Origin of the sequence: Corynebacterium sp. HMSC06C06 (assembly GCF_001807295.1) — a bacterium.
Taxonomy (GTDB): domain Bacteria; phylum Actinomycetota; class Actinomycetes; order Mycobacteriales; family Mycobacteriaceae; genus Corynebacterium; species Corynebacterium striatum.
Map to the genome: position 1 here is coordinate 71,320 of NZ_KV788481.1, position 12,603 is coordinate 83,922.

Consider the following 12,603-nt stretch of genomic DNA (forward strand, 5'->3'; position numbering starts at 1 on the left):
TGCACAATGGCTATCAAGCGCAATAACCAAAAGAAGTTCCGCATGGAACAGACTCGTCGCCCGAAGAAGAACCCGCTGAAGGCTGAGGGTATCGAGACGGTCGACTATAAAGATGTTAAGACCCTGCGTCTGTTCATCTCCGACCGTGGCAAGATCCGTTCCCGTCGCGTAACCGGTCTTACCCCACAGCAGCAGCGCCAAGTCGCTACCGCTGTGAAGAACGCACGCGAAATGGCTCTCCTGCCGTTCACCGCCCGCTAAATCAGTAGCTGGGTTTCTCAACAGCGCACTTTTGCCGCTGGCAAGTGTGACACGGTAAAAGAACCTACAAAGCCGCTTGGCTTTCAACAATTCTCGTTGAAGGCTAGGCGGTTTTGTTTGTTTTCATTTGTTCGTTTTAACCGGCATGCATTGAGGCCAATGCCTTACTTAGCACCATGCAAAAGGGCAATAATTACAGATTCTGCCATCAGCCCCTTTCGAGTGAGTGATAGATTGGTTCTATCCAACAACCGATTACATTGAAAGGGCTCTTCATCGCATGCCACTGCACCAATCACTGGCTGATCTCAGCGAGTTGGCTGCGCACTGCCAATCCCCTGCCACAGCCCGCGGTCTTCTAGCTGAAGCCCAGGACCTGTTGCGCAACTCGCTCGATCACCGCGCAGACGAGCTTGAGCTGGCTGCCTGGTTCTCGCGTGTTATTACTGACATCGTCCGCTCCCCTGGCGTTTCCAGCCCAGTCCGCCTATCTGGCCCGGCTGCTCGCGGTGACGCACTGCCCTCGATGGTTGTCACTTGGCTAGGTGATGATTCTGAACTAGAGTCCATCATCAGCGATGCCGGACTCAAAGGCTCTTCTGTAGCCGAATCAACGGCTAGTCGTGCCGACGCCGGTCTTCCACTAGGCGCGGGCAGCGAGGCCGAGCTCCTCAGCGCTGCACTGGACCAACGCCCGCCGGCACTGCGCCTCGTAGATGGTTTGCCCGACAGAAATGCACCTGTGGATGTGCAGGCAGGTCTACTCGCCCCCATTGCGGCCATCGCTCGCTGGGCAGCACCCGCCCCACGCCCCACCCCAGACCGCTTAGCAATCGGCGTGGAGCGAGAGTGGCTCGAAGCCTCCGAGGCTGAGGCCTTAAGTCTTTCCTGGGGCACAGGCATTGCATTGGAGCTGCGCAGGTGGCGCGACGGCGTCGACAGCCACAGCGCTGTCTTGGAAGATCTGCCGCCCTTGGACCGCACCGCCTATGGTTCGGCATGCCGAACTGTCTCCGCGATTTTTGAGTCCATCACTCAACGGCACCCCGAATATCACCCAATCACCAAATAATTAGTTGCTTCGCATACTAGCGAGTACACTTAACTGGCTTTATGAATTAACATTCATTCCAACGAAAGGAGGCGTCCTACCATATGGCTGGAACTGTAGGTAGGCCGCGCAAGAACAGCCCGCGCCGCCGTGGAGCGACTGCCCGTGAAGAAATCCTCGATGCATCATCCGAGCTCTTCACCACGCAGGGCTTTGCTACGACCTCGACGCACCAGATCGCTGATGCGGTCGGCATCCGTCAGGCCTCGTTGTATTATCATTTCCCATCCAAGACGGAAATCTTCTTGACCCTCCTGAACTCGACCATCGAACCTTCTTTGGAACTCGCTGAAGAACTCGCGGCTTCCGATGCATCCGCAGAACAACGCCTGTGGTCTCTGGTCGCTGCCGAGTCGCGACTGCTGTTGACCAGCGCTTGGAACGTCGGCCGCCTCTACCAGCTGCCGGTGGCAAATTCTCCGGAGTTCTCGGAGTATCACGAGCAACGTGACGCCCTCCAAGGCCACTTCCGCGCTATCGCCGCCTCCATCGTTGGCAAGGATGACCCCCGCATCGAGCTCCCCTTCCACATCGCACTCTCTGTGATCGAGATGCGCCCAAATAATGGCACGCCTCCTTTCGACGCATCGCAGCGGGTTCCAGAAACTGCCGCCATGCTTGCCGACGCCGCGCTAGCCGTTCTCGGTGCAAAGGTTCCGGACAACGCAGAAGAGACCACTCTTGAGCTGCTCAAGAACCGCCACGACTCCATCTCCTCTGCCGCTGCTGCTGCCGCGGATCGTAAGAAGAAGTCCAGCAATTAATTAGTGTGTGCAGCGTGGTGCTGCCAAGCAAGCACCTATCGCTGCCAGTAGTCGTTCCAGGTGACGCTTTCTACGGCCACGTTGTCTTGGTAGACGCGCAGACCGTCAGCATTGACCACGATGGAAGAAGGATAGGCATCAACCTGGTAGGTGCCTTCGTGACCTTCGGCGGGCAGCTCCAAGGTGCCACCGAACATATCGGAACGGTAGGTAGCGCCGCCCGAGTTGCCGCAGACAACGACCTTGCCGTCATCACTGGTGCCGGCAAGGATGAGGTCCTCGCCCGCGGTGCATGAGGCATAGCTTCCGGACCAGCCACGGTCAGTTAAAATGCCGCCACTAACCGTGGACTTATCGCGCCCGTGGTCGTAATGTTCTTCCGGGTTAGGCGCTGTTTCCGTCACGGTTACTACGGAGGGGCTTTGGCTTTCTTTGGTGCTAGACGCTGCGGAAGTCGTCTCTGCCGTAGCGGCAGTTGATTCCACTGGCTTAAATTCCTGCTGCGCAGTCTGCTCAGTTTTCTCGCCACCCCACCCGAGCAAGAAGAATGCAGCGGCGGCCACGATTGCGACGAGAATGACGATTCCGACGACGATAGGCACCATGCCAGACTTATCTTTTTGCTGTGGATACGGATAAGTCATAGTGTGAGCCTTCTTTTTCAGGGTCGATACGAGAAATACTCTAGATGCTAGGTGCGCTAGTCTTCCTAGCACTTAACGATAGCGCTGAACCGCATAGTGAGCCAAGCAGTTCTTATAGGGCTTATATACCGCTTCCCCATCTTCTTTCAGGTTCTCAATCAGACGGTCGATCTTCTGATTGGTCTTCTTCTCAGTCCAGCCAAGCGCCTGCGCTAGCTCGCGGATTGTGGGGATATTGGCATCCGTGGCGCCCGGCGCGCGAAGGTAACTTGCCAGTTGACGCAGCAACAGCTCCTGCTCGTCATTCGGTACGTGGCGGGTACGCGTCTGGTCCCTGCTTTCATCCAGTGGACGCGGGGTGCGACGAACCATGTCATTGTTTTGAACGTCGATGTGAATCTCATACACGCAATCTGGCGTGGTGAATGTTACGGCGGTCGGCCCTGGCGGAATGGGCGACAAGCCGCGCGGACCGACCTCGATGCGCGAATGCGAGCGAACATTGCGCTGGCTTATATAAAGAGGAATATGGCGGCCCACGTTGGCGAGCATCCAGCCTTGACCGGAGTACCACAGCTGGAATAGCTGGCGGTGCAGGTCCAAATCCTCAGCGCCTACTACAAAGTCACCAGCACGGCCTACTATGAGCTCGTCTCCCGGGCCCATCCGGTGTATCTGCCCGACCAAATCATTGATCTGAAGCCATGGTCCAGAGTTTGCCGGCGAGCTGGCATTGGGCTGCATAGATGAGACGCTTTCGAAGTTGAGGATAGATGGATAGGGGGATTTTTCAAAAGTCCATACTAATACCTACAAGCGCGAAAGTTAACTGGTTACTAGCGCAATCGTAGTGACGGCAATAGCAAGGATGATGAGAATCGTCGCTGTAATCATCAACGCATTGTTGTTGTCCTTCTGCGGCCGCGCGAGCTGCGCCGGCCGAGCAGGCTGTGCCGGCCGAGCAGATTGAACCTGCTGAGGCAGTTGCGCAGACTGAACGGGGCGCGCTGAGGGCATAGACGCGCCCGGATTGATTCCTGATCTAAACGGCGCATTACTAGAACCGCCATAAGAAGGCACCGAACCCATCGCGGGGTTGCTCCAATTCTGCGCACCTCCGGCGAGGTTATGCGCGCTGCCCATTCCAAAGCCCATGGCGGGAAGCTGGCCGCTTGCCGGATAGTTGGTTGCTTGGCTTTCTGGAACTGCGGATCGCGCATTAAGTTCGGCTCCACCTTTTCCACAGGCCTCCAATGCGTCAATGAACTGGCAGGCTTCTGAGTAACGCTGATACGGAGTGTTATCCAGTGCCCGTTCCATAACTGCATCAATCTGCTGAGTGGCCATTGCCGCCTGTGGATCAAGCCGTGCCATGATAGCCGGGGTGCCCATCGCCGGGACTGTGCGCTTTGCACGCCAGGCAGAATCCGGCATCATCTCTTTAAGGTGATACATGGTCAGCATCTCAAACGCGATGAGTGCTAGCGCATAGTTATCACCTGAAAAGGATGCTTCTTGCCCGCTGTAGTCACGGGAGTTACTTTCCGGCGAGGAGTAGTTTTCGGTTCCGATGACGTTACCGATAGCAGTCAGGCGCGACTGCCCCTCCGAGATCGCGATACCGAAGTCGCTCAGAACGCTATAACCGCTATCGGTGGGCCGGCGGCGTAGCAAGATATTGGCCGGTTTTACATCCCTGTGAATCCACCCATCCGGGCGCATCGAATGCATCTGGTCCAGTGCTTTGGCCACGGGGCGCAAGTACTTGACGACGTCGCTGATGCTAAATCCCGGCTCGTTATTATGGCGACGTTCACGGATGAGCTCTTCCAACGTGCCGCCTTCGAAAAGCTCCATCTCGAAGCCAAGATTGCCATCGTTATCGGCCAGCTTCTTATTTATGTGCGTGACATAGGAGCTATGGATGGCCGCCAGCGCCTTCATTTCATTGTGGAAGCGCTTGAGCCCTTCTTCGTTGTGTAGCTCCGGCAACACCGTCTTGATTGCAACGTTGCGCCCTAGATCGACATCGGTGGCTGCAAAGACGGTTCCCATGCCGCCGCCCCCGATGCGCCGGACGTTTACGTATCCTTGACGCTCCAGCCAACTCACTACACGGGAATCATTCACGCGTATATTTCATCACACCCGATGCAAATGCAGATCTTCAGAATCACCCTATCTACCCCGCTTATGGGGTAGCATATCCGCTCGTAGAAGACAGACGCTAGTGCTAACTACTCAAGCATCGAATAGTTTCTGCCTGCAGTTATTTCCTATCGCCGATTACTTTGCCGAAGGATGCAATGACCAACCCTAACCAAGGCCCAAATCACTACCCTTCGCTGCCCCCGAATATGTACTCGGGCGCGCAGTCGCAATCCCGATTTGGCGAGCAGAATCCCTTTACCAACCCAAATGTCCGCTACCAGTCGACGCAGCCGAGGGGTTTTACAGCGCCCGCCGCGCAGCCCTCGCGAAACTGGGTTCCGATCCTATGCATCTTGGCAGTCATCCTGGCCATGCTGATTGGCGGCGGCGTGGTCTGGGTGGATAAGAGCGACGAGGCTCAGCAGCCACCTGTCGCTCCAGCACCGCCGTCGACGGAGGTTGCGGAAGAACCCGTCACGAGCACGGAAGAAACCGAGTCTGGTCCAACGCCTACCCAGGTTTCTTCTTCCCCGGCGCAGAATAATTCGCCGCGCTATCAGCACAGGCAGCAGCCGCGCCAGCAAACCCACACCGCTACGCAGCGCGAGGATTATCCGGCAGGGCTTAGCGCCAAAGGCTGGGACGGAATCCCCGGCGCGCAGTGCAACGGCGGCGAGGCCGTGTACGCAGCCAAGAAGTCCGCACCATCAGCACACATCGTCATCTGTGACGAAGGCTCCGGCTTGGTCTACCGCGGCAGTTGGTCCAGCGGCCCAGCCGTTGGCACTGCCTCGGGAAGCGGCACCTCCTACACCGCTACATTCAACAACGTCAGCCAGCTGCTGATTAATGGCAGCGAGTTCACAATCGTCCCAGACAGCACCTCTTCTGACTACAGCCAGCGAGACACCGGCCAGTTCAGCACCGTCTGGAGCGCCAACTAGCAAGCCGCTTTAGGCCACTTAACCTTTGCACCTGCGAATTCGGTGGCCAATGCACTGAGCATTTGTTGCGCCGAGCCATAGGCGCCGCTTGGCGACGTCGCGTAAATAGCAACTGCAATCTTCTCGCCACTGAGCTCTACCGTGCCCATCTGCCGTGCTTCATAGGCGCCCGAAGTATCTGGGCCCCAACCGCCCTTAAAAGATGAATTATCGAGACTGCCTAAGCCATAGCTTTGGGCAGGATCAGAGGAAGCCATAGCAGTGAGCACCCCGCTGCCCTGTGCGATACAACCCAACTGCCCCATAAAGCGCGCTTGATCAGCAACTGTCCATTGGGTCTGTCCGAAAGCGGAGAACCCCGGACGCGTAATCGTGGGCTGTACCTGTACGTCTAGCCCCGTTTCAGCCAGAACCGCGCTCGCAGCACTAGCTGCGGACTGTCCTCCACCAAGGGATTGCCAGAGATTTTCTGCGGCCGCATTATCGGAATAGGTAATGGCCTGAGAAATCATCGAAGGATCTGCCGAACCAGCGCGCTCTGCGGCAATGGCCACCGGCACCTTCGAGGTAGACCATGCGGCTCGCGGTTCAGAAATACCAGCGCTATAGATCTTGTCTTGACCAGCAACGGCAATTCCTGCGGTACCGCCGTACTTGCTTTCCACGTCTTGGACGATCTTCTGCAGTGCTTCCTGGACGTTCTCCCCCGCTGGAGCAGGAGCTGGGTCCTTGTCAGACTTTCCATCATCGCCTTTAGCATCTGCATCGGGCACCATCGTCTGCCCGCTCAAAGTGGGGCGCGGGTCCACATCCGTGCTGGTAGTCATGCTCACTTCCGCTCTTTCCTCCACATCACCGATAGTGCAGGCGCTTGCGGTCAAAGCCACGCATAGAAGGCCTAGGCCGCACAGGTTCTTTTTCTTCATCTAGTTGGGTCCTGTCTCTCTGCCGAAGCTGATTAAACGATGTACACAATGGCGTTGTTGCCGCCCGTGCAGGTGACATATTCGCCGTTGTCACGGCAATCCATCGTGTAGGTGATGCCAGTAACCGGGCTATACGCGGTGATGACCGCGTTATATTCCTTGGTAGATAGGTAATGCTCTACGTATGCATCGCGGACGGCGCGCGCGAACTCAGGAGAGGTCATCGTGGAATCACGGTAGACGTTGTTCAGGTCTCCGCCCGCAGCTCCAGACATAGCTGCCTCGTTTGCGGCCACCGCACCGGCCGGAAGCGAGGGATACGCTGGGCGTTTCGGAACCTTGGCCGCTTCTTCGGTTGGTGGCGCCTCGATGGTCGTTGCTGCAGAGGTTGTCAGTATCGGGCTGGTGTTCTTCTCATCGCTGCCGCTCTTAAGAAGGAAAAATGCCAAAGCAGCGCAGAGCGCGATGACGGCAAGCACAATGAGAGCAATGATTGCCCACCTCGCACCGCTCGACTGCTTTTCTTGGTACACCGGCGCCGCCTGGCTGTAATCCGCAGAACCATACTCAGGACCATACTGCTGACCGTATCCGCCTTGCGCATAGTACGGCGCGGAGTCACCAACAAATGGTGAACCCATGTTGGACTGCCCGTATTGGCCGTTGTCCTGCGGCGGGTACCCCTGCTCTGAGTAGCCTTGCGGGAATTGCTGTTGTGGTTGATCCGCCGCGTTCTGCCCGTCTGACTGTATTGCCCAAGGGTTGGTATTGGGTGCTTCGTTTGCGCCTTGGTGGGGGCCAAAGCCATTGTTTTCGCCAGACAAAACGGTCTCCTCTATGCAGGGATATGGTAATTACTTAGATTTTTGATTATGACACACGCGTGCCCTTCGACCAGCTACTTTTTGTGCCGAACTCCCCCGAAGTAGGCGGATCTGAGGAAATTTCCTTGGCAGTAGGTGAAGTAGCCAAATCTTCGGTTACATTGTCACTATTGCTATCACTGCTTATGTGATTCGCCACCGTCTTTGTTGAGGAAAGGCCGTTTTAGAAATCCCTATGACGAACTATCCAGGTTTCGGCTCGCAGCCTAATAACTCGCGTCCTAATTCATCGCCCCAGTTTGGCTACCCACAGTTTTCTGCGCCACAATCATCGCCACAATTTGGTTCCGGCTCTTTTGTCCCCGGTACAAACCCTACGCACCCACCATCGGCTACGCAACCTAATAACTTCGGCGCACAAATGCCAGCGCACAACGGCAAAGGATTGATTAGCGGCGCAATCCTAGGTCTGATTGCCGCCTTCCTCTTCCTCTCCATTGTCTTAGGCGCCGCGGCATATTTTCTGCTGTCAAAAGACACTCCAGACGCCCCAGCAGACACGGTGTCAACGCCAGCCTCAACTGCGTCAACGACCATGAACGACGTTCCATCCGAAAACGTCTAAAGGGGCCCAGCATGAACTGCCCGGCCCCTCAGCTAATTAGCGCTGCGCCTAATTAGCGGCGCAACCTACTAATTCGCGATAGCGAATTAGTGGAAGAAGTGACGGGTACCGGTGAGGTACATCGTTACGCCAGCCTTCTTAGCGGCCTCGATGACTTCTTCGTCACGGATGGAACCGCCTGGCTGCACAACAGCCTTGACACCAGCGTTGAGGAGAACCTCCAGGCCATCTGCGAACGGGAAGAATGCGTCGGAGGCGGCAAACGAGCCGCGTGCGCGCTCGGCGCCATCCTCGGCTAGGGCGTTAGCGCGCTCGACGGCGAGCTTGGCGGAGTCAACGCGGTTGACCTGGCCCATGCCCACGCCCACGGAGGCGTTGTTCTTGGACAGCAGAATGGCGTTGGACTTCACAGAGCGGACGGAGCGCCATGCGAACTCAAGCTCAGCGAGGTCAGCGTCGTTGAGCGGCTCGCCGCAGGCCAGCGTCCAGTTCTCCGGCTTATCGCCCTCGGCCTGGTAAGTATCCGGCTCCTGGCACAGGACGCCGCCGGAGATGTGCTTGATTTCCTCTGCTGGAGCCTCGTGCTCGGCAACGAGGATGCGGAGGTTCTTCTTCTCCTTAAGGATATCCACGGCGCTATCCTCGTAGGACGGAGCGACGATGACCTCGGTGAAGATGTCCTTGACCTGCTTGGCCATCTCGACAGAGACCTCGCGGTTGACGGCGATGACGCCGCCGAATGCGGAGAGCGGGTCGCACGCATGCGCGGCGCGGTGTGCCGCAGCGATGGACTCATCAGACACGGCGATACCGCACGGGTTGGCGTGCTTGATGATGGCAACACACGGACGCTCATGATCCCAGGCGGCGCGCCACGCGGCGTCAGCATCCTGGTAATTGTTGTAGGACATCTCCTTGCCGTTCAGTTGCTGCGCGTTAGCCAGGCCCTTACCGGAGCCATCGCGGGTAACGGTGGCCTTTTGGTGGGAGTTCTCGCCGTAGCGCAGCGTCGTGGTGGCGCCGCCCTCGGTGAGCTGGTCCACGAACCATGCGGAGACGGCCGCGTCGTAGTCAGCGGTATGCAGGAAGGCGTCGCGAGCAAGAGCGCGGCGCTCCTCGAGGGAGAAGCCACCGTTCTTGGCAGCTTCAGCGACGTCGCCGTAACGAGCCGGGTCCACAACGATGGCCACGGATGGGTGGTTCTTCGCAGCAGCGCGGACCATGGATGGGCCTCCGATGTCGATCTGCTCAACGCAACCATCGAAGTCAGCGCCGGAGGCAACGGTCTCACGGAATGGGTACAGGTTTACAACAACCAACTGGAAAGCCTCGACGCCCAGCTCCTCGAGCTGCGCGAGGTGATCCGACTTGCGGGTATCAGCCAGGATTCCAGCGTGGACCTTCGGGTGCAGCGTCTTCACGCGGCCTTCGAGGCACTCTGGGAAGCCGGTGAGCTTCTCCACTGGGGTGACGTTGATGCCAAGGTCTGCGATCTTGGCAGCGGTGGAACCGGTGGAAACAATCTCAACGCCAGCTGCGTCGAGGGAACGAGCAAGGTCCTCGAGTCCGGTCTTGTCGTAGACGCTGATCAGGGCGCGCTTGATTTGCTTACGGTCATCGCTCATAGTGCGGAGAAAGCCTTCCTAAAAGTTTTAGAGCTGAATCGAAATGGTTTTGTCGGATTCCTGGGAAACCTGGGCGGAACGCAGGACCTTAACAATGAGTTGGCGTTCGACCACCTTGATGCGTTCGTGCAGGCTGGCCTCATCATCGTCAGCGCGGACCGCTACGGGTTCCTGCGCGATGATGCGACCGGTGTCTACGCCGGCATCGACAAAGTGGACGGTGGAACCTGTGACCTTCACTCCGTATGCCAATGCGTCGCGGACGCCGTGGGCGCCCTTGAAGGATGGCAACAGTGCTGGGTGGGTGTTGATGGTGCGACCCTCAAAGCGGGACAGGAAGTCTGCGCCCAGGATCTTCATGAAACCAGCTGAAACAACAATGTCTGGTTGCGCAGCATCCACTGCGGCAACCAGACGCTTATTCCATTCGGCGCGGTCTTGGCCCATCTCCACTACTTCTGCGGCAATGCCTGCGGCTTGGGCGCGCTCGATTCCCTGGCAAAGCACGTCAGCGACGACCTTGACCACACGATAGTTCTCATCCTGTGCATCGATGATGGCTTGCAGGAGTGAGCCGGTTCCGGAAACCAGAACCACGATTTCATTCGGACGGGAGTTACGGGCGTTTTCACCTTGTGGCTGATGCTGTGAAGTCACGGCACTTAGCCTAGTCCTTTGACCCCTTTTGCGGGAATTCTTCGACGATTTCTCCCTCCACTACTTCAAGATCTTCCTCTACGGCTTCGGCGCCTTCCTTGCTTACGTCCACGTCGCCCTGGGCTTGGTTCGGCTGCTCGTCTGCCGGCTCCTCCGCAGCCTCTTCCACAGGTTCCCCCGCAGCCTCTTCAGTCTCCGAGGAGGGAGCTCCCGCTTCGCCAACCGTGCTTTCCTTTATATCTTCTGTTTCTTCAGCATCGTCAGCACCTTCGGCTTTCCCTGCATCACCGGTATCACTGGCATCAGATTCCTCTATCTCTGCGTCCACTACGTCCGCATTCACGACGTCGTCGGGCGCTGCACTGGCCGCAGCTTCAGCTCCAGCGTCAGCCCCAGCGTCGACCCCAGTGGTGTCACCATCAGTCAGGGCCGCTTCCCCTGCAGCCTCTTCTGCTTCATCAGCAGCTGCGGCTGCAGAAGCAGAAGCGCTGCGGGAAGCATGCCATGCGCCGATCGCAAAGGCACAAGCAAAGGCGAACGCAATGGCCGCGAACCACAGTGCCACCAGCCCGGTAGTGGACCAGATGTTCAGACCGGTCGCACCATATGTACCGAGGGTGCCAGTCACAAAGTAGCTTGCAATCAGAGTAAAGAGAGCAACGAACACAGTCGCTGCAGCCGCGAAAGCAAAGCTCACGTGACGGCGTGCCCGCCAGACCACCACAATGGCCGCACAGATGGGCAGCGCCAACAAGCCGATTGCCCACGAGGACACAGCCCCCGGAACCACGCCGACGATAGGCAGCGGTGGCAAAGGCACCATGTGGATACTAAACAAGCTCACGCTGCTCTCAGGGCCGAACTGGAATTCGGAGCCAGCAAGGACGCCACTAGTTCCCACGATCGCATTGGGCAAGTAAAGCAGGCTCAGGCAATACAGAAGGAACGTTCCCACACCGTCGATTGCCGGGTAAGAATCCATCAACTGCCCTTGGCGGGACCAACCCACGATCCCCACGATGACAAAAACTAACGCGGCGACCACACTTAGCGCGCCAAGGTAACGCAGGGCGGTAACCGCGGCGTCGACAAGCATGCGCGGAAAACCGAATCGCTTCGCCAGTGCCTTCCACAAGCGTGGGCCCATGCCGCCCGCCAAGGCCACAAGGTGTAGCAGCAACATGCGTGGCAGAACGGCGAAGAAGTTCGGCGGGGAAACGTCATAAACCTTGCCCGCGTCCCACAGCATCAGCCACGCGATGATCGTCAGAACCAATGGGACCGCCACCACGCACGCCAGCAGCACAAGGAGATCGTTGATGCTCACCTTGTGCTTGATGGCCTGGCGCACCCTATGCCCCACCACAAAAGCGAGAAGCCCCGCGGGCAGCAAAGGCATGACAGAGAGCTCAATGCCCCCTGCCGATACAGGCGCGAGATTAAAGACCATCAACGATTCCGCGACGATGGTGGGCAGCCACGCCAGCGGCGAGCTGGTCAACAACAACGCAGCCAGTGTTACCGAAAGCACGATGAGGACAACGACGACATTGGGGATAGCCACGGTCCAGAGCATGCGGCGAATGCGCCCGGCCATCGTGGTCGGTGCAGTGGCGCGGCGTGCTCGTGCCTGCGAGCCGACCTTGCTGGCAACCCGCGCAGCGGATTTAGAGCTAGCGGTTCCACCCCGCCCGCGCACTTGCGCGCGCGAGCGGGAGGCCGACCGCGTTTGAGGGCTGGTGTTTTTGTTCATCGGCTCCACTTTGCCACGGCGCCAGGCAGTTATAAGGTTGGCACGACGACAAGGTACGCAAATCCTTTTATTCCTCTACAAGAAGGCAGCGCTTTCGTCTGGTTTTAAGACCCCAAAACTCTCATGAAAATCATGAGATGCGCAATAGGCCTATATATAAGGAAAGGAAAGAAGAGACACGTAGTGTGACTCTTCCAAGTGACGATTTATTTCTACCCCCGACAAATAGCAGCTAATGAAGCCAAATGTGATCCAAAATTTTTCTGATACTTCCTGCGATTTTCACCGACTTTCCCGAAAAATCCAAAGAACGGGTTG

13 protein-coding genes are annotated in these 12,603 nt (G+C 57.6%); 5 read left to right on the forward strand and 8 right to left on the reverse strand.

Annotated features, from left to right (window positions below):
- Window positions 1-12 precede the first annotated feature (12 nt).
- The 3 genes from rpsR to HMPREF3153_RS03395 all read left to right on the forward strand — a co-directional run bounded on the left by rpsR (window position 13) and on the right by HMPREF3153_RS03395 (window position 2,136).
- Window positions 13-261: a 30S ribosomal protein S18 gene (gene rpsR / locus HMPREF3153_RS03385; protein ID WP_034657238.1), complete on the forward strand. Its 249-nt coding sequence runs from the start codon at window positions 13-15 to the stop codon at window positions 259-261.
- Between the two features lie 280 nt (window positions 262-541).
- Window positions 542-1,333: a hypothetical protein gene (locus HMPREF3153_RS03390; RefSeq protein ID WP_046646347.1), complete on the forward strand. Its 792-nt coding sequence runs from the start codon at window positions 542-544 to the stop codon at window positions 1,331-1,333.
- A gap of 83 nt (window positions 1,334-1,416) precedes the next feature.
- Window positions 1,417-2,136, forward strand: a complete 720-nt coding sequence (locus HMPREF3153_RS03395) for a TetR/AcrR family transcriptional regulator (protein WP_005530165.1) — start codon at window positions 1,417-1,419, stop codon at window positions 2,134-2,136.
- A gap of 35 nt (window positions 2,137-2,171) precedes the next feature.
- Here the strand turns inward: HMPREF3153_RS03395 and HMPREF3153_RS03400 are convergent, their stop codons facing one another.
- The 3 genes from HMPREF3153_RS03400 to HMPREF3153_RS03410 all read right to left on the reverse strand — a co-directional run bounded on the left by HMPREF3153_RS03400 (window position 2,172) and on the right by HMPREF3153_RS03410 (window position 4,910).
- On the reverse strand, window positions 2,172-2,780 hold the full coding sequence (locus tag HMPREF3153_RS03400; RefSeq protein WP_070420008.1) for a hypothetical protein: 609 nt from the start codon (window positions 2,778-2,780) through the stop codon (window positions 2,172-2,174).
- A gap of 72 nt (window positions 2,781-2,852) precedes the next feature.
- A complete protein-coding gene (locus HMPREF3153_RS03405) occupies window positions 2,853-3,524 on the reverse strand; it encodes a hypothetical protein (protein WP_005530168.1) in 672 nt (223 codons plus the stop codon).
- 81 nt (window positions 3,525-3,605) lie between these two features.
- Window positions 3,606-4,910 carry a serine/threonine-protein kinase gene (locus HMPREF3153_RS03410; RefSeq protein WP_070420009.1) on the reverse strand — a complete coding sequence of 435 codons (1,305 nt, stop codon included), beginning with the start codon at window positions 4,908-4,910 and terminating at the stop codon, window positions 3,606-3,608.
- Window positions 4,911-5,086: 176 nt separating this feature from the next.
- Between HMPREF3153_RS03410 and HMPREF3153_RS03415 the strand changes: the two genes are divergently transcribed.
- Window positions 5,087-5,875, forward strand: coding sequence for a hypothetical protein (locus tag HMPREF3153_RS03415; RefSeq protein ID WP_070420010.1), 789 nt, complete (start codon window positions 5,087-5,089; stop codon window positions 5,873-5,875).
- Here HMPREF3153_RS03415 and HMPREF3153_RS03420 read toward each other — a convergent pair.
- Window positions 5,872-6,702, reverse strand: coding sequence for a serine hydrolase (locus HMPREF3153_RS03420; protein WP_246817155.1), 831 nt, complete (start codon window positions 6,700-6,702; stop codon window positions 5,872-5,874). The two genes, HMPREF3153_RS03415 and HMPREF3153_RS03420, sit on opposite strands and share 4 nt — an antisense overlap.
- 131 nt (window positions 6,703-6,833) lie before the next feature.
- Window positions 6,834-7,625, reverse strand: a complete 792-nt coding sequence (locus HMPREF3153_RS12595) for a hypothetical protein (RefSeq protein ID WP_110333443.1) — start codon at window positions 7,623-7,625, stop codon at window positions 6,834-6,836.
- Between the two features lie 421 nt (window positions 7,626-8,046).
- Here HMPREF3153_RS12595 and HMPREF3153_RS03430 point away from each other — a divergent pair, with 421 nt between their 5' ends.
- The gene (locus HMPREF3153_RS03430; RefSeq protein ID WP_070420012.1) at window positions 8,047-8,250 is read left to right on the forward strand and encodes a hypothetical protein; all 204 of its coding nucleotides are present in this window, start codon (window positions 8,047-8,049) and stop codon (window positions 8,248-8,250) included.
- 86 nt (window positions 8,251-8,336) lie between these two features.
- Here the strand turns inward: HMPREF3153_RS03430 and purH are convergent, their stop codons facing one another.
- Genes purH through HMPREF3153_RS03445 form a run of 3 tightly spaced genes read right to left on the reverse strand, consistent with a single transcriptional unit; the run spans window position 8,337 to window position 12,285 of the window.
- The gene (gene purH, locus HMPREF3153_RS03435) at window positions 8,337-9,875 is read right to left on the reverse strand and encodes a bifunctional phosphoribosylaminoimidazolecarboxamide formyltransferase/IMP cyclohydrolase (protein ID WP_046646339.1); all 1,539 of its coding nucleotides are present in this window, start codon (window positions 9,873-9,875) and stop codon (window positions 8,337-8,339) included.
- 27 nt (window positions 9,876-9,902) lie between these two features.
- Entirely contained in the window at window positions 9,903-10,532 is a 630-nt protein-coding gene (purN, locus tag HMPREF3153_RS03440; protein WP_005530186.1) for a phosphoribosylglycinamide formyltransferase, read from the reverse strand.
- A 10-nt stretch (window positions 10,533-10,542) separates the two neighbouring features.
- Window positions 10,543-12,285, reverse strand: coding sequence for a cell division protein PerM (locus HMPREF3153_RS03445; protein ID WP_083280936.1), 1,743 nt, complete (start codon window positions 12,283-12,285; stop codon window positions 10,543-10,545).
- Window positions 12,286-12,603: the final 318 nt, after the last annotated feature.

What these genes read in the sequence shown, in the direction of transcription:
- HMPREF3153_RS03390 (WP_046646347.1), top strand. Translation starts at nt 542, where the DNA reads ATGCCACTGCACCAATCACTGGCTGATCTCAGCGAGTTGGCTGCGCAC.
- HMPREF3153_RS03395 (WP_005530165.1), top strand. Translation starts at nt 1,417, where the DNA reads ATGGCTGGAACTGTAGGTAGGCCGCGCAAGAACAGCCCGCGCCGCCGT.
- HMPREF3153_RS03400 (WP_070420008.1), bottom strand. Translation starts at nt 2,780, where the DNA reads ATGACTTATCCGTATCCACAGCAAAAAGATAAGTCTGGCATGGTGCCT.
- HMPREF3153_RS03405 (WP_005530168.1), bottom strand. Translation starts at nt 3,524, where the DNA reads ATGCAGCCCAATGCCAGCTCGCCGGCAAACTCTGGACCATGGCTTCAG.
- HMPREF3153_RS03415 (WP_070420010.1), top strand. Translation starts at nt 5,087, where the DNA reads ATGACCAACCCTAACCAAGGCCCAAATCACTACCCTTCGCTGCCCCCG.
- HMPREF3153_RS03420 (WP_246817155.1), bottom strand. Translation starts at nt 6,702, where the DNA reads ATGACTACCAGCACGGATGTGGACCCGCGCCCCACTTTGAGCGGGCAG.
- HMPREF3153_RS03430 (WP_070420012.1), top strand. Translation starts at nt 8,047, where the DNA reads ATGCCAGCGCACAACGGCAAAGGATTGATTAGCGGCGCAATCCTAGGT.
- purH (WP_046646339.1), bottom strand. Translation starts at nt 9,875, where the DNA reads ATGAGCGATGACCGTAAGCAAATCAAGCGCGCCCTGATCAGCGTCTAC.
- HMPREF3153_RS03445 (WP_083280936.1), bottom strand. Translation starts at nt 12,285, where the DNA reads ATGAACAAAAACACCAGCCCTCAAACGCGGTCGGCCTCCCGCTCGCGC.